Source organism: Dietzia sp. CH92 (assembly GCF_032248695.1).
Taxonomy (GTDB): Bacteria; Actinomycetota; Actinomycetes; order Mycobacteriales; family Mycobacteriaceae; genus Dietzia.
Map to the genome: position 1 here is coordinate 137,445 of NZ_JAVHXC010000001.1, position 25,759 is coordinate 163,203.

Below are 25,759 nucleotides of genomic sequence, written 5' to 3' on the forward strand. Positions count from 1 at the left end.
GGTGGACCCGCGTGGTGGACAATGGCGGGCAGTCGAAAGGAACACCGTGCACCGACGTGTCCTCCGCCGTTCCGGCGTGCCCGCCGCTCTGACCGCCCTCGCCATAGGACTGACCGCCTGCTCCTCGCCCACCAGCGAGCTCGAGGAGCAGAACCGGGTCGCGCAGGGCAACGCGGTGCCCGCCGAGTCCCCGCAGGTCTCCGACCCGGCCGGGGGCGAGCTCGTCCCCGTCCCGGGATCGGTCCGCACCCTGGTCGCCGTGGGTGACCTGGTGGCCGCGCAGGTGGACAGCCCGCCCTCGCTCGAGCTGGGGCGTGTCGACGGCACCAGCTGGAGCGCGGAGGACTCCGTCCCCCTGCCCGACGGTGCCGGCCCCGCCTCGGCCGCACACGACGGCTCCGTGTTGGTCCCCCACGCCGACGGGGTCGTGTGGGTCTCCCCCGACGGCGGGGTCCGCGAACTCTCCGGCCTGGGGCCGGTCACGGCCGCCGCCCTGACCCTCGACGGGCGCCTGCTCACCGGCAGCCCCGACGGGCAGATCGTCATACGGGATGCCGACGGCACCGAGGAGCGCCGTGTCGACGGGTTGACGTCGGTCGACGCGATCAGCGTCGCCCGGGACGGGTCCGTGACCGCACTGAGCCGGCCGGACACCGTGATCGCCACCATCGACCTCGAGGCGGACCACGCGGGCCCGCTCCTGCGCGCCGGCAAGGGCGCCGGTCTGGTCGACGAGCTCGGCGAGGGGTCGCTGATCGCGAGCGACACCGTCGGCGACACGCTGTTGGTGTACTCGACCTCGCCGGTCCGGCTGCACCAGCAGTTCCCCGTCGCCGCCGCCCCGTGGGCGGTGGCGGAGGACCCGGCGCGGCGGGTCGTGTGGGTCGCCTCCACCGGGACGAACACCATCCAGGCGTACGATCTCGGCGACGGTGTGGGGATCCTGCGCGCGGACATCCCGACGATCCGCCAGCCCGACTCCCTGGCGGTCACGGCCTCCGGCACCGTGGTGGTCGGGTCCGCCGACGGCGCGGGGTTGCACCTCCTCCGTCCGGCCCTCACCGAGCCGGCGAGCTGATCGCACCGACGACCCACGTCCCATCGAGGAGGACCGTGTACGCACTGCTCAAGAAGGTGATGTTCCGCTTTCCCGCGGAGCGGATCCACCACCTGGTGTTCGGCCTGCTCAAGCTGCTGACCCTGGTACCGCCCCTGGGCGGCGCCGTGCGGAGGGTCCTGGGCGTTCGCGATCCGGTCCTCTCGCAGGAGGTCCTCGGTCGCACCTTCCCGGGCCCGTTGGGGCTCGCCGCCGGTTTCGACAAGAACGCCGCGGCCGTGGACTCCTGGGGCGCGATCGGGTTCGGCTTCAGCGAGGTCGGCACCGTCACCGCCTCCCCCCAGCCGGGTAACCCGACCCCGCGGTTGTTCCGGCTCGTGGAGGACCGCGCCGTCCTCAACCGGATGGGCTTCAACAACCACGGTGCCGGGAACGCGGCCAACAACCTGCGCCGTCGCCGCAGCACCGACCCGGTGGGGATCAACATCGGGAAGACCAAGGTCGTGCCCGCGGAGGACGCGGTCGGTGACTACGTGGCGTCCGCGACGATGCTCACCGGTCTGGCCGACTACCTCGTCGTCAACGTGAGCTCCCCCAACACCCCGGGCCTGCGGGACCTGCAGGCCGTGGAGTCGTTGCGGCCCATCCTCACCGCCGTCCGGGACGTGGCCACGATCCCGGTCCTCGTGAAGATCGCGCCGGACCTGGACGACGCGGACATCGACGCGGTCACCGACCTGGTGCTCGAACTGGGCCTGGCGGGGATCGTCGCGACCAACACCACGATCTCGCGGGAGGGTCTGCGGACCCCGGCCGCGGAGGTCGAGGCCCTGGGGGCGGGCGGGATCTCCGGCGCGCCGGTGGCGGCGCGGTCGCGCGAGGTGCTCGCGCGGATCCACGCCCGCGCGGGCGGCCGGCTGGTCATCATCTCCGTCGGCGGGATCGAGACCCCCGAGGACGTGTGGGACCGCATCACGCACGGGGCGCACCTCGTGCAGACCTACACCGGGTTCATCTTCACCGGGCCCTCGCTCCTGCGCGGGACCAACCGTCTGGTGGCCAGGCGCCTCCGCCAGGCCGGATTCGGGTCGCTGGCGGAGGCGGTCGGCTCGGCGGTGCGCTGAGCCGCGGAGTCGACCTCCGGGCCCCGGGCGCACCGCCCGGGGCCCGCTACTGCTCGTAGATGCCCGTCACGGTGCCGCGGGCCAGTCCCTGCCCGAAGAGGTTGAAGCCGACGAACGCGCACGACGCGTCATCGCCCAGGTCGAGCTCGGCTCCCACGGCGTGTACGGCGAGGATGTACCGGTGCGGGCCGTGACCCGCCGGCGGTGCCGCGCCCACGAAGCCCTTGAACCCGGCGTCGTTGCGGACCACCACGGCGCCCTCGGGCAGGCCCGAGGTGTCGTCCCCCGTGCACGCGCCCTCCGGCAACGACGTGACGTCCGCGGGGATGTTGGCCACCGACCAGTGCCAGAACCCGGACGCGGTGGGCGCGTCCGGATCGAACACGGTCACCACGTACGTCCTGGTGCCCTCGGGCCCGGCGCTCCAGCTCACCTGGGGCGACTTGTCCTGGCCGCCCTCGACGCCCATCGTCCCGCCGAGCTGCGCGGCCGTCAGCGTGGCGCCCTCGGTGAACGACTCGCTGGACACCTCCAGGGCGGGCAGATCCGGAAGGGCGGCATACGGGTCGGGCACGCGGAACTGGGTCATGGTTCTCCTCCTGTGATCGGTCGGTGTGGAGTGGTCCTCCAGCCGGTCACGTCCCTGTCTACCAGCGATGACCGGCCCGCGGGACGTGCGGAGGGACCGCGATTTGGTCCTTGGTCCGGGCATCGACTAATGTCATTCCTCGCACGGCCAAGACGGATCAGAACCGATCCGGGGAGGCCATCAGTGTGCAGGCGCGAGTGGCGGAATGGCAGACGCGCTAGCTTGAGGTGCTAGTGTCCTATTAACGGACGTGGGGGTTCAAGTCCCCCCTCGCGCACACTGTGTCGAGACAGTAGAAGGGCCCCGGATCCGAGAGGAACCGGGGCCCGCTCTCGTCTCGCGGGAAGGTTCCCCGATGCCCCGGACCCCGGTCCCCGCCGGTCTACCCGGCCGCGTGCTGGACGCCCTGGGCCGGTCCACGGCCACCCTCGCGCGCGCGGTGGATCGACGTCTCGACGCCCTGGGGCTGGCCCCGCCGCCGCTCGACCTGCCGCCCGGGGTCCGCGACGACCTCCGCGAGGTGTTCGCCGGCACCGTCGATCCCGCCCGTGTGACGATCCGCCGCGGTCACGTGCCCGGTGTCCCGCACCGGCGTGCGTTCGCCCTGCCCGGTCTCGTCTACCTCGGGGCGGACCCCGGGGTCGTCGGCGTCCCCGGAAGCAGGGCACCTGACGGCAGTGCACCCGACGGCAGTGCACCCGACGGCAGTGACCCCGACGGCAGTGACCCCGCCGCGGTCCGGCCGCGGGCCACCCCGACACTCGTCCACGAGCTGGTCCACGTCTGGCAGGGGCGCTTCCTGGGCCCGCGGTACGTCGTGCGGGCCCTGGGCGAGCAGGTCCGCCTCGGTCGACGCGCCTACGACTGGCGGGCGGCCCTCGAGCGACGCGACGCCGCACACGGGTCGGGAACGGGACACGGGTCGGGCACCGCACGGAGGCGGGGAGCGACGCGCGCGCGGACCGCGCTGCCCGTGGAGGCCCACGCCCAACTCGTGTCCGAGGCGTACGCCGCCCGGTACGGTCCCACCAGGTCGCCGGCCCTCTCCGGGCGGGACGAGCACCTGCGGGCGGTCGAGGAGGTCCTGTCCGGTCTGCGCGCCGGTGACGCGTCCACCCTGCGGGGGCGGACGGTTTAGGGGCTGACCACCTCGTCGTCGTACCGTAATCGGGTGACCGGCAACGACCCAGACAGTATCGACCCCGCCGACCTCGAGACCTGCCTGCGCGTCCTCGACCAGGCCGCGGCGCTCGGCGAGGACCACCCCGACTCGATCCGGGTGCAGCGGTCGGTGGGCCACATGTTCAAGCTCCTCAAGAAGGCGCGGCGCGCCGAGGTGCGACGCGCCCGCCAGGAGGCCGACAAGGCCGTCATCGAGGCCACGGCCACCGGCTCCCCCACCCGCATCGACGACGAGACCGCGGGCATCCGGCTCGTCTCCAACGCGCCGGGGGCCGTCGCGGGCCACCTGCAGCGCGCAATGGCCTGTTACGTCTGCAAGCGGCGCTTCACCCAGGTCGACGCCTTCTACCACCAGCTGTGCCCCGAGTGCGCGGCCAAGAACCGCGCCCGGCGCGACCCGGCGATGAACCTGACCGGGCGTCGCGCCCTGCTCACCGGCGGGCGCGCGAAGATCGGGATGTACATCGCGCTCATGCTGCTGCGGGCCGGCGCCGACGTCACCATCACCACCCGCTTCCCCCGCGACGCGGTGCGGCGCTTCGCGCAGATGGACGACTACCCCGACTGGGCCGACCGCGTCCACGTGATCGGCGTGGACCTGCGCGACCCCGCCCAGGTGGTCGCCCTGGCCGACGAGGTGGCCGCCGCCGGGCCGCTGGACATCCTCATCAACAACGCCGCGCAGACGGTGCGCCGCTCCCCCGGCTCGTACTCAGGTCTGGTCGAGGGCGAGTCCGCGCCGATCACCGGCCGCGCCGCCGACATCCCCATGATCACGATGGGGCGCACGTCCGAACTGCACCCCGCGGCCCTCATGGGCGGTGAGTCCGCCCTCATCGGGTCCGAGGAGGCCGAGCGGGAGGCCGACCACATCGCGACCCTCGCCCTGCAGGCCGGGTCGTCCTCGCTGGAACGGATGGCCGCCGGCACCGCCATCGACGCCGGCGGGCTGCTGCCGGACGTGGTGGACCACAACAGTTGGGTGGCCACGGTCGAGCAGGTCGAGCCGATGGAGATGCTCGAGGTGCAGCTGTGCAACTCGGTCGCCCCGTTCATCCTCGTCTCCCGCCTGCGCCCCGCGCTGGCCGCGTCGCAGGCGCGGCGCAAGTACGTCGTCAACGTCTCCGCCATGGAGGGCCAGTTCTCGCGCCGCTACAAGGGCGCCGGCCACCCGCACACCAACATGGCCAAGGCGGGCCTCAACATGCTCACCCGCACCTCCGCGGAGGAGATGTTCACCGAGCACGGGATCCTCATGACCGCCGTGGACACCGGCTGGATCACCGACGAGCGCCCCCACGTGACCAAGGTCCGCCTGCACGAGGAGGGCTTCCACGCCCCGCTCGACCTCGTGGACGGTGCGGCGCGCGTGGTGGACCCCATCGTGCGCGGCGAGGCCGGCGAGGACCTCTACGGCTGCTTCCTCAAGGACTTCGAGCCGAGCCCGTGGTGAACGCCGACGCCGTCCACCTCATCCTGGCCGGCCAGGTCGTGCCCGCCCTCCGCGCGGTGGTCGCCGACCTCGGCGGTGACGGACCCGGCACCCTGGTGCACACCCGCCCGACGGCCGAGGGGGCCGCGTGGCCCACCAACACCGCCGCCGCGACCGTGCACCACCTGTGCGGCGTCGTCACGTCGTGGGGCGCCGCGTGCCTGGGCGGTGAGGACGTGGAGCGCGAGCGCGACGCCGAGTTCACGTACGCCGGCCCCGTCGGCCCCGAGCTCGACCGCCTCGCCGCGCTCGTCGACCGCCTGCCGGCCTGGACCGCCGCGGCGCTCTCGCGCGGGGACCTGGCCCACCCCACCGGCACGGCCTTCGACGTCGCCGGTGGGCGCCGCGCCGGGACGCTGACCGTCGGGTGGGTGCTCGGCCACATCCTCCACGACCTCGCCACCCACGCCGGGCACCTCGAGCTCACCCGGGACGTCCTGCTCGCCGGGGCCCGCCAGCGGTGACACGCACGCCGGTCCTGCTCGACTGCGACCCGGGGATCGACGACGCCCTGGCGATCGCGTACCTGGTGGCCGCGCACCGCGCCGGGCGGATCGACCTCGCCGGGCTGGTGTGCACGGCCGGCAACGTGGGGCTCGACGACACCGTCGCCAACGCCCTGGCCTGGCTCGACCTCGCGGACGCGCCGGAGCTCCCGGTGGCCGCCGGGGCGCCCGGTCCGATCGCCGTGCCCCACGTGCTCACCCCCGAGACGCACGGTCCCCGCGGCGCGGGTCACGCGGAACTGGGGGCGACGACGACGAGGGCCCTCGACCCCCGCGACGGTGCCCGCCTCTGGGTGGAGCTGGCGCGCGCACATCCGGGTGGGCTGGTGGGGATCGTCACCGGTCCCTCGTCCAGCCTGGCCCGGGCCGTGGCGCTCGAGCCCGCTCTCCCCCGCCTGCTGCGCGGTCTGGTCGTGATGGGCGGGACCTTCCACGGCCACCCGGGCAACACCACGCCGGTCAGTGAGTGGAACGTCGACGTGGACCCGGAGGCCGCCGACCGCGTGTGCCGGGCGTGGGAGGAGGCCCGCGTCTCCGATCCCGCGGTGCCCGCGCCCCTGTGGTGCGGGTTGAATCTCACCGAGCGGGCCGTGTGGACGCCCGCGCGGTCCGAGCGGCTCCTGGCCGCCTCCGACACCCCGCTCACCCGCGCCCTGGTGGACGCGCTGCGCTTCTACTTCGAGTTCCACGAGTCCGTCGGCGAGGGCTACCTGGCCCAGGTCCACGACCCGCTGGTGGCGTGGCTGGCGCTGCACCCCGACGCGGTGGTGTCGGCGCCGGCGCACGTGCGGGTGGAGTGCGCCGGCGAGCACACCCGTGGGATGACCGTCGCCGACGTCCGCGGTCAGCGGGGGCGGGTCGACAACGCCCGGATCGCCACCGACGTGCGGCTGCCGGGCGGGCCGGACGCGGTGCTGGACGAGGTCTGCGGGGCCATCACGACGCTGGGCTAGTTGTCGGGCCGCGTGAAGTTCCGCGTCGGGGGCGCCGGGTCGGGCACGCAGTCCGCGGTGGCGTGCCCGCGCAGGGAGGTCGCGCAGGCCACGCCCGCCGCCGCGCCGGTGCCCACCGCGATCGGGACCAGCTGCAGCCCCGTCACGATGTCCCCGGCCGCGTACACCCCGGCCACACTCGTCAGCTGCAGCGAGTTCACGGTGATGCCGCCCTCGTCGTCCAGCTCGCAGCCCAGCGATTCGGCCAGGTCGTTGGACGGGTGGTGTGCGTAGGAGAAGAAGACCTTGGCGCCGCGGACCAGTCTCCCGTCGTCGAGTCGCACCCCCTCCAGGGCCCCCGGTTCGCCGACGAGCTCGCGGGCGACGCCGTCGATCACCTCGATGTCGTGTCGGGCGCAGGCGGCGCGTTGGTCGTCGTCGAAGGCCGGGTCGGACTCGCTCTCCGTGATGATCACGACCTCCGAGGCCCAGTCCAGCAGCTCCGACGCGTACGCCGGCACGTGCGAGCCGACCCCCAGCACGATGACGCGCTGGTCCGCGGCGGTGAGGCCGTCGCACGCGGGACAGTGGTGCACGTCCGTCCCGTAATGCGCACCGATCCCCTCGAGGTCGGGCAACCGGTCCCGCACCCCGGTCGCGAGGATGATCCGTTTGGCGACCACGGTGACCTCCTCGCCCCCGCCCGGTCGGATGCGGGCGATGAACCGGTCGTCGGCCTCCTTCTCGAGGCCGACGACGTCCCCGCCCAGTCGGCGAACGGTCGGGTAGCGCTCGAGCCCCTCGTGGATGTTCGCGTAGTACTCGGCGGGGCTGGTGGGGCCGGTGCCGAGCATGCCGTGGATCTCCCGGGCGGCGAGGTTGCGCTGGTGCCCCGCGTCGACGAGCAGGGTCGAGCGGCGGTACCGCCCGACCCAGGTGGCGGCGGAGAGTCCGGCCGGGCCGCCGCCCACGACCAGGACGTCCACCGATGCGGGGACCGTCTCCCCCGCCGGGCCGGACGACCCGGCGGCGTCGGGATGCCGGGTGTGCTCGGGGCCGGGCCCCGTGTGGGTGTCGCTCATGCCTCTCCTTCCGCGGTCAGGTGTAGTCACCCTACGGACCCGGTCGCGCCGCACTACCGGACCGCGTCCGGGCGCCCTGCCCGGGCGCCCTCCGTGCCGGAAGGGTGCGGGCCGGACAGAACTAGAACCGGTGCTAGGCTCCACCGGATGTCCGGAGCGCCCGTCGGGAGCCCCGCGTCCGCGCTGTCGTCCCACTTCACCGACCCGGGAGTGTCCATGAGGTCCGTCGCCGCCGCCCTGATCGTCGTCGCAGGTGGGGCGGTTGCCGCCGCCACGGTGAGCACCGCCGGCGCGTCGGTGTGGGACGCCCTGCGCCGCCGGGCCGGCCGGCGCGTCTTCACCGTTCCCGGCCCCGGGGCCGCGACCCCGGGGTCCGTCCACCCGGTGGGCGGGACCGTGCCGGGCACCACCTCCGCGCCGGGCGCCTCCCCCGGTCCGGGCACTCCGTCCGCGCCGGGCGCCTCGATCCCGGGTGGCACGATCCCGGGTGGCGGGCCGGCCGGGTCCGTGACGGACGGGGCCGCGACGCGACCCGCGGGGGCGAGGGGCTTCGTGCCCGCCCTGGAGGGAATCCGCGGCCTGGCCGCGGTCGGCGTGCTCACCACGCACGTCGCGTTCGTCACGCGCTCGTCCACCGGATCGCCGCTGAAGAGGCTGTTCGGCCGGCTGGACCTGGCCGTCGCGGTCTTCTTCGCCAAATCCGGGTTCCTGCTCTGGCGCGCGCACGCCGACCACGCCCGCCGGGACCGGCCGGGGACCGCCAGACCCACACGCGAGTACCTGCGGTCGAGGGTCGTCCGCATCATGCCCGCGTACGCCGTGTTGGTCGCCGCCGCGATGCTCCTGCTGGAGCAGAACCACGTCAACGGGCCCGCCTCGTGGATCGCCAACCTCACGCTCACGCAGATCTACACCTCGAACTTCCTCGTCGCGGGCCTCACCCACGCGTGGTCGCTCGCGGTCGAGGTGGCGTACTACCTCGCGTTCCCGCTGCTGTGGACCGCGATGAAGGGCCTGCGTGGCGAGGCCGCCAAGTGGCGGATCCCCGCCATCGCCGCGTTCGGCGCCTCGGGCCTGGTCTTCCCGCTCATCCCGTGGCACGGCCTGGGCGTGTTGCCGGCCGGGGTCAACGTGCAGATCCTGCCGCCGTCGTTCACCGCGTGGTTCGCCGCCGGCATGCTGCTTGCCGAGCTCGTCACCGCCCCGCCCGGCACACTGGTGCGGGCGTGCCGCGACCGGCTCGCGCGGTGGGGATGGTGGGCAGCCGGTGGCGCCGCGCTCCTCGCGACGACGGTGCCGGCCTGGTTCTCCGAGGGGTTCGTCCACCCGGGTCCGGTCGAGTTCGCCGCCCGCACCGGGCTGGCGGGTGCGATGGCGTTCCTCGTCCTCGCCCCGGTCGTCCTGGCTCCCGAGGGCACGAGGTTCCCCGTGCTCGAGTCGACGCCGCTGCAGAAGATCGGGACGTGGTCCTACGGGGTCTTCCTCTGGCACCAGCTCGTCCTGCACGCCGCCTTCCCGCTGACCCGCACCCCGTTGTGGTCGCGCCGGATGGGCGTCATCTGGCCCGTGACGGTGGCGGGCTCCCTGGCCGCCGGCGCGGCCAGCCACCACTGGCTCGAGGAGCCCGCCCGGAAGGCGCTCGAGCGGCGCTGACCCCGCGCCGGGCGGGCCGGGGTCAGGCGTCGAACGCGTCGATGATCGCCTGCGCGGCGAGCGCCGCGGTGAGTGTGCCCTCGCGGACCTGCTCCTCGACCTCCGGCGCGATCCTCCGCACGTCCGGGTCGGCGGCCAGGCGCGCCATGAGCGTGTCGTGGACCATGGACCACGTCCAGTCGACCTGCTGGCGGGCGCGACGCGACTCGAACTCGCCGAGCTCGGCCATCGTGTCCTGGTGCTGCCGCACGGCGTTCCAGAAGCCGTCAAGGCCCTCGCCCTCGAGGCCCGACATCGTCAGGACGGGCACCTTCCACACGGCATCCGCCGGCCGGACGAGGCGCAGTGCGGCACCGAGCTCGCGCGCGGCCCGCTGGGCGTCCTTGACGTGTGGGCCGTCGGCCTTGTTCACCGCGACGACGTCGGCGAGCTCCAGGACGCCCTTCTTGATGCCCTGCAGCTGGTCGCCCGTGCGGGCCAGGGTGAGGAAGGTGAAGCAGTCCACCATCCCGGCGACGGTGACCTCGGACTGGCCGACCCCGACGGTCTCGACGAGGATGACGTCGAAACCGGCGGCCTCGAGCAGGACCATCGTCTCCCGCGTCGCCTTGGCGACCCCGCCGAGCGTGCCGGAGGTCGGCGACGGCCGGATGTAGGCCCGCGGCTCGGTGGACAGGGTCGCCATGCGGGTCTTGTCCCCGAGGATCGAGCCGCCGGTGCGGGTGGACGAGGGGTCGACGGCGAGGACCGCCACCTTGTGCCCCTGCTCCACCAGGTACAGGCCGAAGGACTCGATGAAGGTCGACTTGCCGACCCCGGGGACGCCGGTGATGCCGATCCGTAGGGCCCCGCCGGCGTGCGGGAGGGCACCCAGGAGCAGCTGCTGGGCCTTCTCGCGGTGGGCCGGATTGGTCGACTCGAGCAGCGTGATCGCCCGGGCCAGGACCGGCCTGCGGTCCGCCAGGACCCCCTCGAGCAGCGCGTCGACGTCGATCTCCCGGCGCGGGCGGGGCCCGCCGGCCGGGGGCACCGGACCGCGGACCGATCCGGTGCCCGCCGTCGTCGACAGGCTGCCCGAGAGGTTGCCCGACCCCGCGGGGTCGGGCCCGGAACCGAGGCGGGTCAGGGCGCCACCTCCGAGCCGGCCCCCTCACCCGAGGCGGCCGACGACAGGTCGTACCCGAGCTCACCGGCGAGGGTGTCGAGGAGACCGATCGCCGCCTCCGCGATGACCGTGCCGGGCGGGTAGATCGCGGCGGCACCGGCGTCGTAGAGCTCCTGGAAGTCACCGGGCGGGATGACGCCGCCGACGGTGACCATGATGTCCTCGCGACCGACCTCGGCCAGCGCGGAGCGCAGTGCGGGCACCAGGGTGAGGTGGCCCGCGGCGAGCGACGACACGCCCACCACGTGGACGTCGGCGTCGGCGGCCTGCTGGGCGACCTCCTCCGGCGTCTGGAACAGCGGGCCCATGTCGACGTCGAAGCCGAGGTCGGCGAACGCGGTGCCGACGACCTTCTGGCCGCGGTCGTGACCGTCCTGACCCATCTTGGCCAGCAGGATGCGCGGGCGACGCCCGTCCTGCTCGGCGAACGCGTCGGCCATCCGCATGGCCCGGGTGACGTTGTCCACGGCGCCCTCCTTGGTGACCTCCTGCCGGTACACACCGGACAGGGTCTTGATCTCGGCCTTGTGCCGACCGTAGACCTTCTCCAGCGCGTCCGAGATCTCCCCGATGCTGGCGTGCGCGCGGGCCGCGTCGATCGCCAGCGCGAGGAGGTTGTTCTCCAGATCGCTGCTGGGGCCACCGGAGGCGGCCTCGGTCAGCCGCGCGAGGGCGGCCTGGCAGGCGTCCTCGTCACGCTCGGCCCGCAGCTTGTCCAGCTTGGCGAGCTGCTCGGTGCGCACGCGCGAGTTGTCGACCTTGAGGACCTCGATCTCCTGGTCCTCGGTGACGACGTACTTGTTCACGCCGATGACCGGCTGGCGGCCGGAGTCGATGCGGGCCTGGGTCCGCGCCGCGGCCTCCTCGATGCGCAGCTTGGGGATGCCCTCGCCGATGGCCTGGGCCATGCCGCCGGCCTCCTCGATCTCGAGGAGGTGCAGCCGGGCCTTGTCCGCGAGCTGGGCGGTGAGCCACTCGATGTAGTACGAGCCGGCCCACGGGTCGATCGGGCGGGTGGTGCCGGACTCCTGCTGCAGCAGCAGCTGCGTGTTGCGGGCGATACGCGCCGAGAAGTCCGTGGGCAGCGCCAGCGCCTCGTCGAGGGCGTTGGTGTGCAGCGACTGCGTGTGACCCTGCGTCGACGCCATGGCCTCGATACACGTGCGGGCGACGTTGTTGAACACGTCCTGGGCGGTGAGCGACCAGCCCGAGGTCTGCGAGTGCGTGCGCAGCGACTTGGACTTGGGGTTCTTGGGGCCGAACTTCTCCACGAGCTCGCTCCACAGCAGGCGCCCGGCGCGCAGCTTGGCGATCTCCATGGAGAAGTTCATGCCGATGGCCCAGAAGAACGACAGCCGGGGGGCGAACTTGTCGATGTCCAGGCCCGCGTCCAGGCCGGCCCGCAGGTACTCCACGCCGTCGGCGAGCGTGTACGCCAGCTCGAGATCGGCCGTCGCCCCGGCCTCCTGGATGTGGTACCCCGAGATCGAGATGGAGTTGAACCGCGGCATCTTCTGCGAGGTGTAGGCGAAGATGTCCGAGATGATCCGCATGGACGGCTTGGGCGGATAAATGTAGGTGTTGCGGACCATGAACTCCTTGAGGATGTCGTTCTGGATGGTCCCCGCGAGCTGCTCCGGCGTCACCCCCTGCTCCTCGGCCGCGACCACGTAGAACGCGAGGATCGGCAGCACGGCGCCGTTCATCGTCATGGACACCGACACCGACGACAGGTCGATGCCGTCGAACAGCTCACGCATGTCGAGGATCGAGTCGATCGCCACACCCGCCATGCCGACGTCGCCGGCGACCCGCGGGTGATCGGAGTCGTACCCGCGGTGGGTGGCGAGGTCGAACGCGACCGACAGGCCCTTCTGGCCGGCGGCGAGGTTACGCCGGTAGAAGGCATTGGACTCGGCCGCGGTGGAGAAGCCCGCGTACTGACGGATCGTCCACGGCTGGTTGACGTACATCGAGGGGTACGGCCCGCGCAGGAAGGGCTCCGCACCGGGCACGGTGTCGAGCGGGAACGGGGTGACCTCCTCGCCGTCGTCGGTCGGGGCGGTCCCGGCCTCCACGGCGTCACGGTCGGCCTTGGTGTAGACGCGCTTGACGTCGATACCCTCGGGCGTCTCCCAGTGGGCGTCGGCGGCGATGCCGTCCTCGACCGCGACGGCGGCCGCCTCGACGTCGGGGCCGGCGGGATCGCGCAGGGAGGCGGTGCTGAAATCGGGGAAGGTCGTCATGTCACTTCACTCCCAGCTGGTCGAGGAGGGTGGTCAGGGCGGCGACGGCGTCGATGCCGAGTGCCAGGTAGCCGTCGGGGCGGTCCGCGGCATCCGCCGGGAACCCCTTCTCGGCGCCGGCGAGGTACACGGTCGTCACGCCGGCGTCGCGGAGCGCGCGCACGGCGGCCTCCCCCTCCGAGGCGTAGCGCTTGTCGGCACCGCACAGGACGGCGACGTCCTCGTCCCGGCGGGCCTCGGCGTACTGGCCCGCCTCGGTGACGCCGGGGTTGCGGGCCTCGATGCCGCCGGCGGCGAGCAGGTTGGCGACGAACGTCACGCGCGGCGTGGTCTCGGCCTGCGGACCCAGACCCGCCAGCAGCACCGTGGGACGGGCACCGGTGGCCTCGAGATGTGCGTCGGACCGGTCGCGCAGGTCCTCGAACGCGCGCCCGTAGCGGTAGTCGTCGCCCCCGCGCCGGGAGGGGTCGAGCGGCTGCTCGGCCAGGTTGGGGAACTCGGACACGCCGGTGAGGGGGGCCGTGCGGTGGGCGATGTCGGTGTCGCGGGCCTCGCGGACCCGCGCGATCGCGTCCCGGACGCTGCCGGACTCGATCGCGGCGATCAGGCCGCCCTCGGCCTCGACCGTCTGCAGCGCCGACCACGCGGCCTCGGCCAGCGAGTCGGTGAGCGACTCGACGTACCAGGAACCGCCGGCCGGGTCCACCACGTGGCCCAGGTGGGACTCCTCGAGGAGCAGCAGCTGGGTGTTGCGGGCCATGCGCTCGGCGAACGAGCGGGAGGTGCTCTCGAGCCCACCGGGGATCGAGGCGTCGAACGGCAGGACCGTCACGGAGGTCGCGCCGCCCACGCCGGCGCCGAAGGCCGCGAGGGTCGTGCGCAGCATGTTCACCCACGGGTCGCGGCGCGACATCATCGCGGACGAGGTGACCGCGTGCTGTGGCGCGCCGCCGGCCTCGGGGGCGCCGAGCAGCTCGGCGACACGGGCCCACATGAGGCGGCCGGCGCGGAACTTGGCGATGGACGCGAACTGGTCGTCGGTCGCGGCGAGCCGGAACGACACCTGCCGCAGGGCGGCGGCGGCCGGCAGGCCCGCGGAGACGAGGGCGCGGACGTACTCGAGGCCGGCGGCGACGGCGTAGGCCAGCTCCTGGGCGTCCCCGGCACCGTCGGCGTGGAAGACGGTCCCGTCGGCGACGAACGTGCGGAGGGTCTCCTCCCGCTCCGACACCCGCGCGGCGAGGTCGACCGCGGCCTCGAGGCCGATCGAGTCGACACCGGCGTACGCGGCGGTGACGGGGGCGGCACCGAGGTCGGCGATGACGGCCGCGCGGTCGGTGACCCCGTCACCGGCGGAGCGGCGCTGGTCGAGCAGGTCGAGGAACGCCTCGGTGACCTCGACGAGGTCGGCTCCCGCATCGAAGGTGACGGGCGCGAGGTCCAGGTAGACGTCCTTGAGGACGGTGGCCAGGTCGGCGGCCGGGACGGACAGCCACAGCGCCGAGACGCCCTGGTTCAGCAGCTCCAGCACCTCGGTGTTGAGCTCCGACGCCTCGTCCGAGGCCTCGACCCGGGCGCTGACGTGCCAGCCGGTCTCGGGCAGGCCCGACCGGTCCCCGCCGCGGACGAACGGGAACTGTCCCGGCGCGGGGCGCTCGGCGATCTCGTCGACCCGGGTGTACAGCGGGTTGATCTCGATACCGTCCCGGGTGGTGGCCACGAGGGCGCGCCACGCGTCCTCCGGCATGTCGGCGGGATCCTTGCGGGCGGCCTTCGCGAGGACGGCTCCCACAGAGGCGTACCAGGAGTGAAGGTCAGGACCTGTGGTCGGACTGGTCACCGGTACCTCGTTCTCGTGTGGAGTGAAGGGGGTCACCGTCGGACTCTAGTCGAGCCCTGTTCGCAGAGGGAACACGGCCATACCCGCAGGCCCGCGCACGGGGGAACCCCTCGGGCGCGACGCCGCGCGGGCCGGCCGGGCGCGGGGACTACAGTCGTGCCGGTGCGGGGACGGGTGATCGCGTGGGTGGGGGCGGTGGCGCTCGTCGTCGTGGTGGCCACGCTCCTGCCCACGCCCGGGCTCGAGCAGATGCGCGACTGGGCCGCCCGCCTCGGCCCGTGGTTCCCGGTGGCCTTCTTCGCCGCCTACGCGGTCGTCACCGTCGCTCCGATCCCCCGCTCGACGTTCACGTACTCGGCGGCCGTGTTGTTCGCGCCGGGCGTCGCGATCCCGTGGTCGCTCGTGGCCACCGGCGTCGCGGCCACTCTGGCGTTCTACGCGGTCCGGCGGCTCGGGCACGAGCGGACCGCCGAGCTCCGGACCCATCCTCGGGTGGCGGCCGTGGACGTCCGCCTCCGACGTCGCGGGTGGCTGTCGGTGGGGAGCCTGCGGATGGTGCCGGCGGTCCCGTTCTCGGTGGTGAACTACGCCGCCGCCCTGACCTCGATCCCCTATCCGCAGTTCCTCGCGGCCACGGTGATCGGCAGCGCGCCGGGCACGGTCGCGGCGGTGTTGCTCGGTGATTCGCTCACCTCCGGCGACGGCGGCGCCGCGCTGTGGGCGACGGTCGGCTTCGCGGCCGTCGGCGTGGTGGGGATGCTCGTCGATTCGCGGTTGCCGGTCAGGCCGGTTCGGTGACGAAGTCGACCAGACGTTCCACCGCGCCCAGCAGCGCCGGCTCGATGTCGCGGTAGGAACTCACCGACGCCAGGACCCGGCGGAACCCGTCGGCGGGCTCTCCCCAACCCAATCGGCGGCAGATACCGGTCTTCCAGTCCTCTCCGCGGGGCACCACCGGCCACTCGCGGATGCCCACCGCCTCCGGCTTCACCGCCTGCCAGATGTCGATGTAGGGATGGCCCGTCACCAGGACGTTCCCGCCCAGGCCCGCGACGATCCGCGACTCCTTGCTGCCCTCGACCAGATGGTCGACGAGGATCCCCAGCCGCGCCGACGGGGTGGGGCCGAACTCGGAGACCAGGGCGGACAGGTCGTCGATGCCGTGAAGTGGTTCCACCACGACGCCCTCGACCCGCAGGTCGTGACCCCAGATCTTCTCCACCAACGCGGCGTCGTGGATTCCCTCCACCCAGATACGGCCCGCCCGCGCGGTGCGGGCGCGGAGGTTCTCGACCTTCCGCGACCCCGACGCCGTCACGGCGGGCCCCCGCCGGACCGCCGGCGCCGGCTTGCGCAGGGTCACCGGGGAGCCGTCGATGAGGAACGCCGAGGGGGTCATCGCGAAGAGGCGTACCCGCCCGTGCCGGTCCTCGAGTCTGACGAACTCGCCGTCGTGACTCCGGTCGAATCCCACCACCGCGCCGCAGAACCCGGACTCGGCGTCCTCCACCACCAGGTCACGCTCGGCGTCCACGACGGGGACCTCGGGGCGGCGCCGCCGCGCCGTGCCGGACAGGACGTCGGAGCCGTACATGTCAGCCATGGCCAGACACGGTAGTCGGAGTCCCGCCCGGGTCCTCGGCGGCGCACCGTCGCCTACGATGGATCATCATGTCCCGACCCCTCACCCGCGGCTCCGTGCTGTCGCCGGCCTGGCCGCTGCCCCTCCACCTGCTCCGCACCGCGTGGGCGGAGCAGCCGTTCGACGCGCTGACCGAGTACGTGTCCGGCCTCGCCGGGTCCCATCTGCTCGAGATCGTCGGTGAGCCGGTGCGGATGCTGGACGGGCTCGCGCCCGCGGCTGGTCCCACGGGCCTCCTGCCGGGTCTGGTGACCACGTTGCGGCGCGCCGGGCGGGCCCACGAGGCGCCCGAGGTCCTGTCGCTGCTCACGACCGCGCCCGGGGACTCGTCGAGTCTGCCGCCGGTGCCGTCGATCCGCGCCGACGTGGCCGACGCGGGCTGGGGCGTCCTCGTCCGTGACGCCGATTCCCGTGAGGCGGTCTGCCTCACGTGCGTGCAGCCGCACCCGGATGTGCTGCGGTGGCGGGCCCGGGGTGTCGTGGACTGTCCGGTGGCGCCGCAGCCGCCGGGCCCGTCCGAGGCGTTGGCGGAGCTGGGACGGGCCGTCGTCGAGGCCGCGGACCTCATCGAGCGGTCCGCGGTGCGGTCCGGCCCGGCCGCGCGGGTCGAGATCGACTCCCACGTGACCCGGCTCCCCGCCGGGCTGCCGCCGCGGGTGGTGGATCTGGTCGACCGGATCGACCGGGTCGAGTCGATCATCGCCGTCGCCCTGGCGCAACCGGAGGTCGGGGCCGACCCGGCGACGCGCGAGCCCGTCCTGCGGCGGCTGATCGCGATCAAGGACGCCGCGCGTCGCGCCGCCGTCGCCGCGGCGGGGGCGGCCGCCCTGCGGGGATCCGCCGGCTGACGGGCCCCGCGGCGGCTGCCGCGAGCGGGCGGGTTCGGCCTGGCCCCGCGGCGGCTGCTCCGAGCGGGCGGGTTCAGCCGCCGCAGCACCCGAGGGCGCAGCGGGCGCCGTCACGGTTGCGCCCGAGGGCGGGCACCGCGCCCGGACGCGCCTGCGGAGACCCAGTCTCGACCTCGTCTAGGAGCTCGAGCACCATCCGGGCGAACTCGCGGCTCGGCCCCGGTGTGGCGCAGCGGGTCACCGTGACACCCAGCTCGCGCACCTCGTCGACGAGCTCGGTGTCGAGGTCCCAGATCACCTCGACGTGGTCGGAGATGAACCCGATCGGCACCACCACGACGTCGGTCACGCCCTGCGAGGTGGCGAGCTCGCTCACGTGGTCCACCACGTCGGGCTCGAGCCACGGAACGCTCGGCGGGCCGGACCGGGACTGCCAGACCAGGTCGTAGTCGGCGACCCCGGCCGCCTCGGCGACGAGCCGGGACGCCTCGGCCACCTGACGGCTGTAGAGGTGTCCGCCGAGGGACGGCGGCCCGGCGGCCTCGTCGGCCGACGTGGGCACCGAGTGGGCGGTGAAGACGACCCGGGCACCGGGGGCGGCGGAGTCGATCGCCTCGCGGAGATCGGCCGCGAACCGCTCGATGAACAGCGGGTGGTCGTGGAACTGCCGCAGTCGCACCAGGGTGGGCGCGCCCTCGACCTGCTCGCGGGCGCGGGCGATGTCCTCCTGGTACTGGGCACACCCCGAGTAGCCGCCCCAGGCCGAGGTCGCGAACACGGCGGCGGTGCGCACCCCGTCGCTGACCATCTGGCGGACGGTGTCCTCCACCATCGGGTCCCAGTTGCGGTTACCGAAGTACACCGGCAGGTCGCGGCCGCGGCTCGCCAGCTCGGCCTCGACGTTCGCGATGATCTCGCGGTTGAGGTCGTTGATGGGGCTGCGGCCCCCGAGGTGCCGGTAGTGGGTGGCCACCTCCTCGAGGCGTTCGCGGGGGATCCCCCGGCCGCGAGTGACGTTCTCGAGGAACGGGATCACGTCGTCCTGGCCCTCGGGCCCACCGAAGGAGAGCACCAGCAGGGCGTCGACCCGCTCCGCGGGGGCCTCGGGGCCGGAGGGGCTGTCGGTCGGTGCGGTCATGTCGCTACTCCTGTCCGCTGAAGGAAACGGTCCCGGCGCCACCGTCGGCGTAGATGACGGTGCCGGTCGTGGCGGTCATGAGATCGGACAGCAGGGCGACGGCGGTGGTCGCGACGGACGTGGGGTCGTCGACGTTCCAGCCGAGCGGCGCCCGGCGGTCCCATTCGTCCTGCATCCGGTCGAGCTCGCCGCCGGGGCCGAGGGCCTCGCCGGCGATCGCCTTGGCCGCGAGGGTCTTGACGGGGCCGGCGGCGATGAGGTTCGAGCGCACGCCGTCCGGTCCGAGCTCACGCGCGACGTACCGGTTGACGGCCTCGAGCGCGTTCTTGGCGACCGACATCCAGTTGTAGAAGGGCATCGAGAAGCGCGGGTCGAAGTCCAGGCCGATGATCGACGCGCCCCGGTTGAGCAACGGCCGGGTGGCCCTGGCGAGAGCGGCGTAGGAGTAGGCGGAGACCTCCATCGCCACGGCGACGTCCTTCCACGGGGCGTCGAGGAACGGGTCGCCGAGGCAGCTCGGCGGGGCGAACCCGATCGAGTGCACCACGCCGTCGAGCGACTCGGCGTGTTCGCGCACGCGCCCGGCCAGGGCGTCGAGGTCCTCCTCGCTCTGCACGTCCAGCTCGATCACCGGGGGCCGCTCGGGCAGTCGCTTGGCGATGGCCTTGACGAGCGACGGACGGCCGAACGCGGTGAGGATCACGCGTGCGCCGTGCAGCTGGCAGTGCTTGGCGATGTGGAACGCGATGGAGGCGTCGGTGATGACCCCGGTGACGAGGATCGTCTTGCCGGCCAGCAGTCCGGCGCCCCCCTGGGCGCCCGCGCCGTCGGTGTCGGTGTCGGTCTGGCTCATGTCAGTGCCCCATTCCCATTCCGCCGTCGACCGGGATCACGGCCCCGGAGATGTAGCCGGCGTCGTCGCCGGCGAGGAAGCTCACGACCCCGGCGACGTCCTCGGCAGAGCCCTTGCGCCCGAGGGGGATGGCCGCCACGGCCATCTCCTGGGTCTTGTCGTCCAGTCCCGCGGTCATGTCGGTCTCGATGAAGCCCGGCGCCACCACGTTGGCGGTGATGTTCCGTGACCCCAGCTCGCGGGTCAGGGAGCGGGCCATGCCGATCAGTCCGGCCTTGGAGGAGGCGTAGTTGACCTGACCGGCCGTCCCGGACTGGCCGACGACGGAACCGATGAAGACCAGGCGGCCGAAGCGGGCCCTGAGCATGCCGCGCGAGGCGCGCCTGGCCACACGGAACGCCCCGGTGAGATTGGCGTCGAGGACGCGGGTGAACTGTTCGTCCTTCATCCTCATGAGGAGCGTGTCCTCGGTGGTGCCGGCGTTGGCGACCACCACCTCGACGGGCCCGTACTCCGCCTCGACGGCGGTGAACGCGGCGTCGACGGAGTCGGGATCGGTGACGTCGCAGTGCACCCCGAACAAGCCGTCGGGGGCGCCGGAGCCGCGGTGGGTCACGGCGACGCGGTGGCCGTCGGCGTGGAGCCTGGAGGCCACGGCGCGTCCGATCCCGCGGTTGCCGCCGGTGACCAGGACGGTCCGTGGGGTGGTGCCGTGCGTGCTCTCGGAAACCATGGCCCCCACCCTAGCGAGCCGGGGCGCGGGGCCCGGCGCTGGTGCGTGGAACCCGGTCGGCCGGACTCACGGGATCCGACGGTGGGCGGCCAGCGATCCCGCCGCCGCGGCCATCGCGAGCAGCGCGCCGATGACGAGCCAGGGGCGGGAGGCGTCAGCCTTCTTCCACTCGTACCCGATCTGCTCCTCCAGGGTCCGGTACACCGAATCGAGTTCCTCGAGGGTCGAGGCGGTGAAGAAGTCCCCGCCCGACGTCTCGGCGATGGTGCGCAGCGAGGCGTCGTCGACGGGGACCGGCTGGGGTCTGCCCTGGATGTCGACGGTGCCGTAGAGGGTGCCGAAGGAGATCGTGGAGACGGGGATGCCGGCCTCGGCGGCACGCTCGGCGGCGGTGAACGCCCCGCGTTCCTCGGTGGGATCGGCGGGGACGGTCTCCTTGCCGTCGGAGAGGAGGACGATCCGCGCGGGCGGTGCCTGGTCGGGGCCGCCGAGGCTCTCGGTGAAGGTGGTGATCGCCTGGGTGGCGGTGTAGATGGCCTCGCCGGTGGCCGTGCGTTCGTCGAGGCTGAGCCGTTCGACGGCGCGGATGACCGGGCCCCGGTCGGTGGTGGGGGCCACGAGCATCGAGGCGGTGCCGGCGTAGGAGACCAGCCCGAGGTTGACGCCGGGGGTGAGGTTGCCCGCGAAGGTCGTGGCGGCCTGTTGCGCGGCCTCGAGGCGCGACGGCGAGACGTCGGTGGACTCCATGGACAGGGACACGTCGACGACGAGCATGACGGTCGCCCGGTTCCGTGGCACCTTCTGTTCCTTCTGGGGGCCGGCCAGGGCCACGACCAACGCGAGCAGTGACAGGATCAGGAGCACCGCGGGGACGTGCGTGAACCAGCGTCTGCCGCCACGGTCGACGGTGCGCAGGACCCCGAAGTTGCCGAAGCGGACGGTCCGCCGCTTCTTGGAGCGCAGCGCGATGACGTACCCGATCGCCAGCGCGGCCGGTACGACCAGCAGCAGCAACCACAGCGGGTGCTGGAACTCGGACAGACTCACCGGGCGGTCACCTCCCCCGCTCCGTCGTGATCGCCGGGCAGGTCCCGCGCCACGCTGTCGCCGGTGGGCAGCCCGCCGCGGCGGCGGATGCCCACGAAGCCGATGACGTCGCGGATCCAGTCGCGGTCGGTGCGCAGGGCCAGGACGGGGGCGCCACATCGTCGCAGGGCGGAGTGGACCCGCGCGCGGTGCTCGCCGGCGGCACGGCGGTAGTCGGCCGCGAGGGCGTCGTCGACGTCCAGTTCCAGCACCTCGCCGGTGGCGGGGTCCTGCAGCAGGGCCGCCCCCACGGCGGGCAGGGCGATGTCGAGGGGATCGGCCACGTGGACGGCGAGGAACTCGTGGCGGGTGCCGAGGACCCGCAGGGAGCGTTCCCAGTCGACATCGGACAGGAAGTCGGAGATGACGACCACCAGACCGTGGCGGCGGGCGGCGTTGCGGACCGCGTGGAGGCAGTCGTCGAGGGTGCCCCCGGTGGTGGCCGCCGGCGCGGAGCGGGACACCTCCTCGAGCAGTCGGCGCACGTGGTCCCGACCCCCGGCGGCGGGCAGGACCCGCGGTCGGCCGTCACCGGTGAGGACCATCCCCACCCGGCTGCCGCCACCGGCGGAGAGGAACCCGACGGTCGCGATCGCCGCTTCGACCAGGCGCCGCTTCACGCCGTGGCGGCCCTGCACGTCGAGGCTCGGCGAGAGATCGACGACGAGCCAGGTCTCGAGTTCGCGGTCCGCGATGGTCTGGCGGATGTGGGGCACGGTGGTCCGCGCGGTGACCGACCAGTCCATCGTCCGGACGTCGTCGCCCGGCTCGTACGCCCGCGCCTCCCCCGGCTCCGTTCCCGGCCCCGGGAGCAGTCCCCGGTGGTCGCCGTTGAGCACGCCGTCGAGCCGCCGGGTGACGAGGAGTTCGAGTCGGGTCAGGGCCGCACGGGAGGACGCGTCGACGGGATCGTCGCGCCTGCCCTCGTCCGTGGCGGTCACCGTGACGGCGGCGGGCCGGCCTGGGCGGGGACCGCGCTGATCTGCGGGAGGGGCACGGCCTCGAGTACGCGCCGGACGACCGTGTCGGCGGAGACCTCGTCGGCCAACGCGTCGTAGGTCAGCACCAGGCGGTGGCGCAGGACAGCCGGCAGGACGTCGACGACGTCCTGGGGCACCACGTAGTCGCGGCCGCGCACGAGCGCCAGGGCGCGGGCGGCGGTCACGGCGCCCAGGGTGGCGCGGGGTGAGGCGCCGTAGGACAGCCACCGGGCGACGTCCTCGAGACCGTGCCGGGCGGGCTCGCGGGTGGCCACGGTGACCCGGACGACGTAGTCGACAAGCGCGTGGTGGACGAACACCTCGCGCACCGCGGCCTGCAGCCGCAGCAGGGCGTCCACGCCGAGGACCTGCGTGGGTTCCGGCGGGGTGGACCCCATCCGGTAGACGATCTCGCGTTCCTCCTCGGGGCTGGGGTAGTCCACCACGAGCTTGAACAGGAAGCGGTCCCGCTGGGCCTCGGGCAGTTGGTAGACGCCCTCGCTCTCGATCGGGTTCTGGGTGGCCATGACGAGGAACGGGCTGGGCATGGGGAAGGTCTGGCCGCCGATCGAGACGTGTCCCTCCGCCATCACCTCCAGCAGAGCGGACTGGACCTTGGCGGGCGCGCGGTTGATCTCGTCCGCGAGCACGAAGTTGGCGAGGATCGGTCCTAGCTCGACCTCGAACTCCTCGCGGCCCTGGCGGTAGATCCGGGTGCCCACGATGTCGGCCGGGACGAGGTCCGGGGTGAACTGCAGGCGCCGGAAACTCCCGCCCACCACGGCGGCGAAGGTCTCGACGGTCAGCGTCTTGGCCACGCCCGGCACACCCTCGAGGAGGATGTGCCCGCGCGAGAGCAGCCCGACGAGGATCATCTCGATCAGGCGGTCCTGACCCACCACGACCTTCTTGACCTCGTAGACCGCGCGCTCGAGGAGACGGGCGTCCTCGGCGGCGGACGAGGCGCTGACCGCGGGGGTCGCGGCGGTGGTCTGGTGCTCGGGGTGGGGATCGCTCACCGCGGCGGGCTCCTTCGCGTGGTGGTGTGTCCGGACATCCCCCGCGGGGCGGTCCGAACGGGCTGGGGACGACAGTACCGCCGACCGCCTCAGACGAGCCGGACCACCATGGGTGAGATACCGGCCATGCGTACGGGCGAGATCTTCACGACGTCCCCGGACTGCGGCGCCTCGACCATCTTCCCGTCGCCGAGGTACAGCGCGACGTGGCCGGGCCAGAAGAGCATGTCCCCGCGCTTGCGGGTCGCGACCGGGTACTGGGGGCCGGCGGTGTACTGGTAGCCGGTGTAATGGGGCAGGGCCTTCCCGATCCCGGCGAACGCGTAGATCATCAGGCCGGAGCAGTCGAACCCGATCTTGTTGTAGTCGCCGTGGCTGTCGGCGACGCCCCCGTCGCGGATGCCGCGGGTGGGTCCGTTGGCGTCTCCCCCACCCCACGCGTACGGGACGCCCAGCTGTGACAGTGCGCGGTTGACGACGGTCTCCACCCTGGCGTCGCCCGAGGGGGCGCCGGGGCTCCCGCCGTGACCGGTGCCCGGTGCGGTCGGTCCCTGGGCGACGGAGCCGAGGTCCGCCCGGCCGATCGCGTCGGCCACCTGCTGGATGATCGCGTCGGCGTCCCCGCGGATCCCGGCGTCGACGGCGGCACCCACGCTCCCCGCGTCGACGGCACCTCCGACCGCGTCGATCGCCCCGCTCACCGCGCCGCCCAGCGTGTCGTCGAGAACCCGCCCGGCCCGGTCCGAGGACCCGCCGGTGAACTGGCGGACCGCGCCCAGGTCGAGGTGGGCGGGCAGAGCGGACGCGATGTCGGCGGCCTGCTCCCCGGCCTCCGGCTGGGCGGCGAGGGTCTGTAGAGCCTGCGCCCGCAGCGCCTCGGCGTCGGCGTCGACCCCGGCCCGGGACGGGGGGCCCGCGGGCGAGGCACCGGATTCCGCGAGGGCGGCGCGGTGGCCCTCGAGCTCGCGGGTCAGCTCCGTGACCCGGTCCTCCAGTCCGGCGATCTCGGCCGAGACACGGGAGACCTCCGCCTCGGCGTCGTCACGTCGCGCCGCGGCGTCGGAGTAGCGTTGCTGCGCCGCGTCGCGGGCGGTGGCCGCCTCGGCCTCCCGGTGGGCGGCCTCGTCCGCCGCCGCGACCATCTCGCCGACCACCTGACGCTGGTCGGCCGCCGCGCGCCGGAGGTATTCCTGACGCAACCCGGCCTCGGCCGGCCCGCCCGGGGCCAGGATGGCCGACGCGGCACCGGGAGCGGTCCCCTGCCGGTGGAGCAACCGGGAGTAGTCGTCGAGGGCGCCGCGCGCGGTCTCGACGCCCGACTCGGCCTGACGGCGCTCGGCGGACGCGCGCTCGGCCTCGGCGATGGCCCGGTCGAGGTCGACCCGGGCCATCTGGAGGTCGACCAGCGTCTTGTTGACGCCCTCTCGCTTGACGGCGACTGATTCGCGCGTGGCGTCCAGGCTCGCGGTGGCGTCGGCGACAGCCCGGATGAGGCCGGAGAGATCGCCCGGGGCGACGGCCGGGGCGACCTGGGCGCCCGCCGTGGGGGCGTGGACGAGCCCGGAGGCCGTGCCCAACACGAGTGCCGCGGCCAGGGCCGCACGCCCCGCCGCCCTCGTGGGGCTCAGTCGTAGCCGTGTCACCGGGGTCCGGGGGGATGAGTGCTCAGGCTCCACGTTTCACCTTCCGCTGACCGCACCTCGGTGCGGCTGACCGCGCGACCCGCACGGCGGGACGCGTGACCGGGGCGGCGGGGGGATCTCCGGTGATGCCTTCCCCTGCGTCACTGGAGGCTGATGCCGCCTCGGCAGAACCTACGGTTCCTTAAGCACCGTAAGTCACAGGGAACCCATGTGAAACATTGGACGGATAAATACACTGCTGTAACTCGTTTCACAGCTGTGATCGCGGCGTGTCGCCCGCGCGACGTGACCCGTGGGCGACGCGTGGGTCGGGGTCGGGGTCGGGGTCGGGGCCGGGGCCCGGGGCGTGAGTCGGGGCGTCGGTTCCGGTGGCAGCGCCCCCCGGACGTCAGCTCCGGCGGCGGAGCGCCACGAGGAAGGCGACGAGCGCCACCACGGCGAGGACGAGCGTCACGGCGGTGACGGTCCCCCACGGCGGGGCCGGAGCCGTCACCTTGTGGGCGAAGACCGCGGCCGAGGCGACCGGGTCGAACTCCTCCCAGGCGTCGTCCTGGCCGGCCTCGAGCCGGTGCCGCGGGACGGTGTCGCTGGAACTGCCGACGAAGGCGGGCGTGCGGACGAGGATCGTCCCCTCGTGGGTCTGGTTGAGGAAGGTCGCGACGTCACGTGCGTCGGTGTAGACGGCGGCGGGTGCCTCGGTGAACACCACCTTGAGGTCGAGACCACGGTCGGCCGCCTCCGCGACGACCGTCCGCAGGCCGTCCACGAACGGCTCGGGTGCCGAGACCCCGTCGTCCGCGAGGTCAGCCTCCACCGCCGCGTAATCCAGCCATTGCGGGACCTCGCCCTCGCGCAACGACACGATCGGCCCGTCCTCGTGGGCGAGCGTCATCACGGCATCGTCGGGGGTGTCCACGTCCGACATGGTGCCACCTCGTCGTCGTCACAT

Annotated in this window: 23 protein-coding genes and 1 tRNA gene; 10 read left to right on the forward strand and 14 right to left on the reverse strand. The window is 73.5% G+C overall.

The window, feature by feature from the left end:
- The first annotated feature begins 46 nt into the window (after positions 1–46).
- Positions 47–1,078: a hypothetical protein gene (locus RWK90_RS00685; RefSeq protein WP_314033696.1), complete on the forward strand. Its 1,032-nt coding sequence runs from the start codon at positions 47–49 to the stop codon at positions 1,076–1,078.
- Positions 1,079–1,113: 35 nt separating this feature from the next.
- Complete coding sequence (locus tag RWK90_RS00690; protein WP_314033698.1) at positions 1,114–2,181, forward strand: quinone-dependent dihydroorotate dehydrogenase; 1,068 nt, start codon at positions 1,114–1,116, stop codon at positions 2,179–2,181.
- Between the two features lie 46 nt (positions 2,182–2,227).
- Here RWK90_RS00690 and RWK90_RS00695 read toward each other — a convergent pair whose 3' ends face one another.
- On the reverse strand, positions 2,228–2,770 hold the full coding sequence (locus RWK90_RS00695; protein WP_314033700.1) for a YbhB/YbcL family Raf kinase inhibitor-like protein: 543 nt from the start codon (positions 2,768–2,770) through the stop codon (positions 2,228–2,230).
- A gap of 191 nt (positions 2,771–2,961) precedes the next feature.
- Here RWK90_RS00695 and RWK90_RS00700 point away from each other — a divergent pair.
- The 5 genes from RWK90_RS00700 to RWK90_RS00720 all read left to right on the forward strand — a co-directional run bounded on the left by RWK90_RS00700 (position 2,962) and on the right by RWK90_RS00720 (position 6,903).
- Positions 2,962–3,047 (forward strand) — tRNA-Leu (locus RWK90_RS00700).
- Positions 3,048–3,125: 78 nt separating this feature from the next.
- Positions 3,126–3,908, forward strand: coding sequence for a hypothetical protein (locus RWK90_RS00705; RefSeq protein WP_314033702.1), 783 nt, complete (start codon positions 3,126–3,128; stop codon positions 3,906–3,908).
- A gap of 33 nt (positions 3,909–3,941) precedes the next feature.
- Positions 3,942–5,405 carry an SDR family NAD(P)-dependent oxidoreductase gene (locus tag RWK90_RS00710; RefSeq protein ID WP_314033703.1) on the forward strand — a complete coding sequence of 488 codons (1,464 nt, stop codon included), beginning with the start codon at positions 3,942–3,944 and terminating at the stop codon, positions 5,403–5,405.
- Positions 5,402–5,908 carry a DUF664 domain-containing protein gene (locus tag RWK90_RS00715; protein ID WP_314033705.1) on the forward strand — a complete coding sequence of 169 codons (507 nt, stop codon included), beginning with the start codon at positions 5,402–5,404 and terminating at the stop codon, positions 5,906–5,908. Before RWK90_RS00710 ends, RWK90_RS00715 begins: the two co-directional genes overlap by 4 nt.
- Entirely contained in the window at positions 5,905–6,903 is a 999-nt protein-coding gene (locus RWK90_RS00720) for a nucleoside hydrolase (RefSeq protein ID WP_314033707.1), read from the forward strand. The genes RWK90_RS00715 and RWK90_RS00720 overlap by 4 nt, the downstream gene beginning before the upstream one ends.
- Here RWK90_RS00720 and RWK90_RS00725 read toward each other — a convergent pair.
- On the reverse strand, positions 6,900–7,964 hold the full coding sequence (locus tag RWK90_RS00725) for an NAD(P)/FAD-dependent oxidoreductase (protein ID WP_314033709.1): 1,065 nt from the start codon (positions 7,962–7,964) through the stop codon (positions 6,900–6,902). The two genes, RWK90_RS00720 and RWK90_RS00725, sit on opposite strands and share 4 nt — an antisense overlap.
- Before the next feature lie 147 nt (positions 7,965–8,111).
- Here RWK90_RS00725 and RWK90_RS00730 point away from each other — a divergent pair, with 147 nt between their 5' ends.
- A complete protein-coding gene (locus tag RWK90_RS00730; protein WP_314033710.1) occupies positions 8,112–9,617 on the forward strand; it encodes an acyltransferase in 1,506 nt (501 codons plus the stop codon).
- A gap of 22 nt (positions 9,618–9,639) precedes the next feature.
- On the opposite strand, the gene meaB is transcribed toward RWK90_RS00730, so the two are convergent.
- From meaB to RWK90_RS00745, 3 genes are all read right to left on the reverse strand, one after another.
- Positions 9,640–10,647: a methylmalonyl Co-A mutase-associated GTPase MeaB gene (gene meaB, locus RWK90_RS00735; protein ID WP_314033712.1), complete on the reverse strand. Its 1,008-nt coding sequence runs from the start codon at positions 10,645–10,647 to the stop codon at positions 9,640–9,642.
- Positions 10,648–10,739: 92 nt separating this feature from the next.
- Positions 10,740–13,028, reverse strand: a complete 2,289-nt coding sequence (gene scpA, locus RWK90_RS00740) for a methylmalonyl-CoA mutase (protein WP_314033714.1) — start codon at positions 13,026–13,028, stop codon at positions 10,740–10,742.
- A gap of 1 nt (position 13,029) precedes the next feature.
- Positions 13,030–14,868, reverse strand: a complete 1,839-nt coding sequence (locus tag RWK90_RS00745; RefSeq protein ID WP_314033716.1) for a methylmalonyl-CoA mutase family protein — start codon at positions 14,866–14,868, stop codon at positions 13,030–13,032.
- Positions 14,869–15,030: 162 nt separating this feature from the next.
- Here RWK90_RS00745 and RWK90_RS00750 point away from each other — a divergent pair, with 162 nt between their 5' ends.
- Positions 15,031–15,666, forward strand: a complete 636-nt coding sequence (locus RWK90_RS00750) for a TVP38/TMEM64 family protein (RefSeq protein ID WP_314033718.1) — start codon at positions 15,031–15,033, stop codon at positions 15,664–15,666.
- Here the strand turns inward: RWK90_RS00750 and RWK90_RS00755 are convergent.
- On the reverse strand, positions 15,650–16,471 hold the full coding sequence (locus RWK90_RS00755) for a DUF3097 domain-containing protein (protein WP_396230247.1): 822 nt from the start codon (positions 16,469–16,471) through the stop codon (positions 15,650–15,652). The two genes, RWK90_RS00750 and RWK90_RS00755, sit on opposite strands and share 17 nt — an antisense overlap.
- A 68-nt stretch (positions 16,472–16,539) precedes the next feature.
- Between RWK90_RS00755 and RWK90_RS00760 the strand changes: the two genes are divergently transcribed.
- Complete coding sequence (locus tag RWK90_RS00760) at positions 16,540–17,358, forward strand: hypothetical protein (RefSeq protein WP_314033720.1); 819 nt, start codon at positions 16,540–16,542, stop codon at positions 17,356–17,358.
- Positions 17,359–17,431: 73 nt separating this feature from the next.
- Here the strand turns inward: RWK90_RS00760 and RWK90_RS00765 are convergent, their stop codons facing one another.
- The 8 genes from RWK90_RS00765 to RWK90_RS00800 form a co-directional block, all read right to left on the reverse strand.
- The gene (locus RWK90_RS00765) at positions 17,432–18,496 is read right to left on the reverse strand and encodes a ferrochelatase (protein ID WP_314033722.1); all 1,065 of its coding nucleotides are present in this window, start codon (positions 18,494–18,496) and stop codon (positions 17,432–17,434) included.
- A 4-nt stretch (positions 18,497–18,500) separates the two neighbouring features.
- Positions 18,501–19,349 (reverse strand): NADH-dependent enoyl-ACP reductase InhA, encoded by an 849-nt coding sequence (gene inhA / locus RWK90_RS00770; RefSeq protein ID WP_314033724.1) that lies wholly within the window; start codon positions 19,347–19,349, stop codon positions 18,501–18,503.
- Position 19,350: 1 nt separating this feature from the next.
- Entirely contained in the window at positions 19,351–20,082 is a 732-nt protein-coding gene (fabG1, locus tag RWK90_RS00775; RefSeq protein ID WP_314033726.1) for a 3-oxoacyl-ACP reductase FabG1, read from the reverse strand.
- 66 nt (positions 20,083–20,148) lie between these two features.
- Complete coding sequence (locus tag RWK90_RS00780; RefSeq protein ID WP_314033729.1) at positions 20,149–21,129, reverse strand: VWA domain-containing protein; 981 nt, start codon at positions 21,127–21,129, stop codon at positions 20,149–20,151.
- On the reverse strand, positions 21,126–22,109 hold the full coding sequence (locus RWK90_RS00785; RefSeq protein ID WP_314033731.1) for a DUF58 domain-containing protein: 984 nt from the start codon (positions 22,107–22,109) through the stop codon (positions 21,126–21,128). The genes RWK90_RS00780 and RWK90_RS00785 overlap by 4 nt, the downstream gene beginning before the upstream one ends.
- Positions 22,106–23,167 (reverse strand): MoxR family ATPase, encoded by a 1,062-nt coding sequence (locus tag RWK90_RS00790; protein WP_314033732.1) that lies wholly within the window; start codon positions 23,165–23,167, stop codon positions 22,106–22,108. Before RWK90_RS00790 ends, RWK90_RS00785 begins: the two co-directional genes overlap by 4 nt.
- An 89-nt stretch (positions 23,168–23,256) precedes the next feature.
- Positions 23,257–24,810, reverse strand: coding sequence for an NlpC/P60 family protein (locus RWK90_RS00795; RefSeq protein WP_314033735.1), 1,554 nt, complete (start codon positions 24,808–24,810; stop codon positions 23,257–23,259).
- Between the two features lie 388 nt (positions 24,811–25,198).
- Positions 25,199–25,735 carry a DUF6676 family protein gene (locus RWK90_RS00800; protein WP_314033737.1) on the reverse strand — a complete coding sequence of 179 codons (537 nt, stop codon included), beginning with the start codon at positions 25,733–25,735 and terminating at the stop codon, positions 25,199–25,201.
- Positions 25,736–25,759 lie beyond the last annotated feature (24 nt).

What these genes read in the sequence shown, in the direction of transcription:
- RWK90_RS00695 (WP_314033700.1), bottom strand. Translation starts at nt 2,770, where the DNA reads ATGACCCAGTTCCGCGTGCCCGACCCGTATGCCGCCCTTCCGGATCTG.
- inhA (WP_314033724.1), bottom strand. Translation starts at nt 19,349, where the DNA reads ATGAGCCAGACCGACACCGACACCGACGGCGCGGGCGCCCAGGGGGGC.
- scpA (WP_314033714.1), bottom strand. Translation starts at nt 13,028, where the DNA reads ATGACGACCTTCCCCGATTTCAGCACCGCCTCCCTGCGCGATCCCGCC.
- RWK90_RS00800 (WP_314033737.1), bottom strand. Translation starts at nt 25,735, where the DNA reads ATGTCGGACGTGGACACCCCCGACGATGCCGTGATGACGCTCGCCCAC.
- RWK90_RS00755 (WP_396230247.1), bottom strand. Translation starts at nt 16,471, where the DNA reads ATGGCTGACATGTACGGCTCCGACGTCCTGTCCGGCACGGCGCGGCGG.
- RWK90_RS00760 (WP_314033720.1), top strand. Translation starts at nt 16,540, where the DNA reads ATGTCCCGACCCCTCACCCGCGGCTCCGTGCTGTCGCCGGCCTGGCCG.
- RWK90_RS00765 (WP_314033722.1), bottom strand. Translation starts at nt 18,496, where the DNA reads ATGACCGCACCGACCGACAGCCCCTCCGGCCCCGAGGCCCCCGCGGAG.
- RWK90_RS00730 (WP_314033710.1), top strand. Translation starts at nt 8,112, where the DNA reads ATGTCCGGAGCGCCCGTCGGGAGCCCCGCGTCCGCGCTGTCGTCCCAC.
- RWK90_RS00725 (WP_314033709.1), bottom strand. Translation starts at nt 7,964, where the DNA reads ATGAGCGACACCCACACGGGGCCCGGCCCCGAGCACACCCGGCATCCC.
- RWK90_RS00705 (WP_314033702.1), top strand. Translation starts at nt 3,126, where the DNA reads ATGCCCCGGACCCCGGTCCCCGCCGGTCTACCCGGCCGCGTGCTGGAC.
- fabG1 (WP_314033726.1), bottom strand. Translation starts at nt 20,082, where the DNA reads ATGGTTTCCGAGAGCACGCACGGCACCACCCCACGGACCGTCCTGGTC.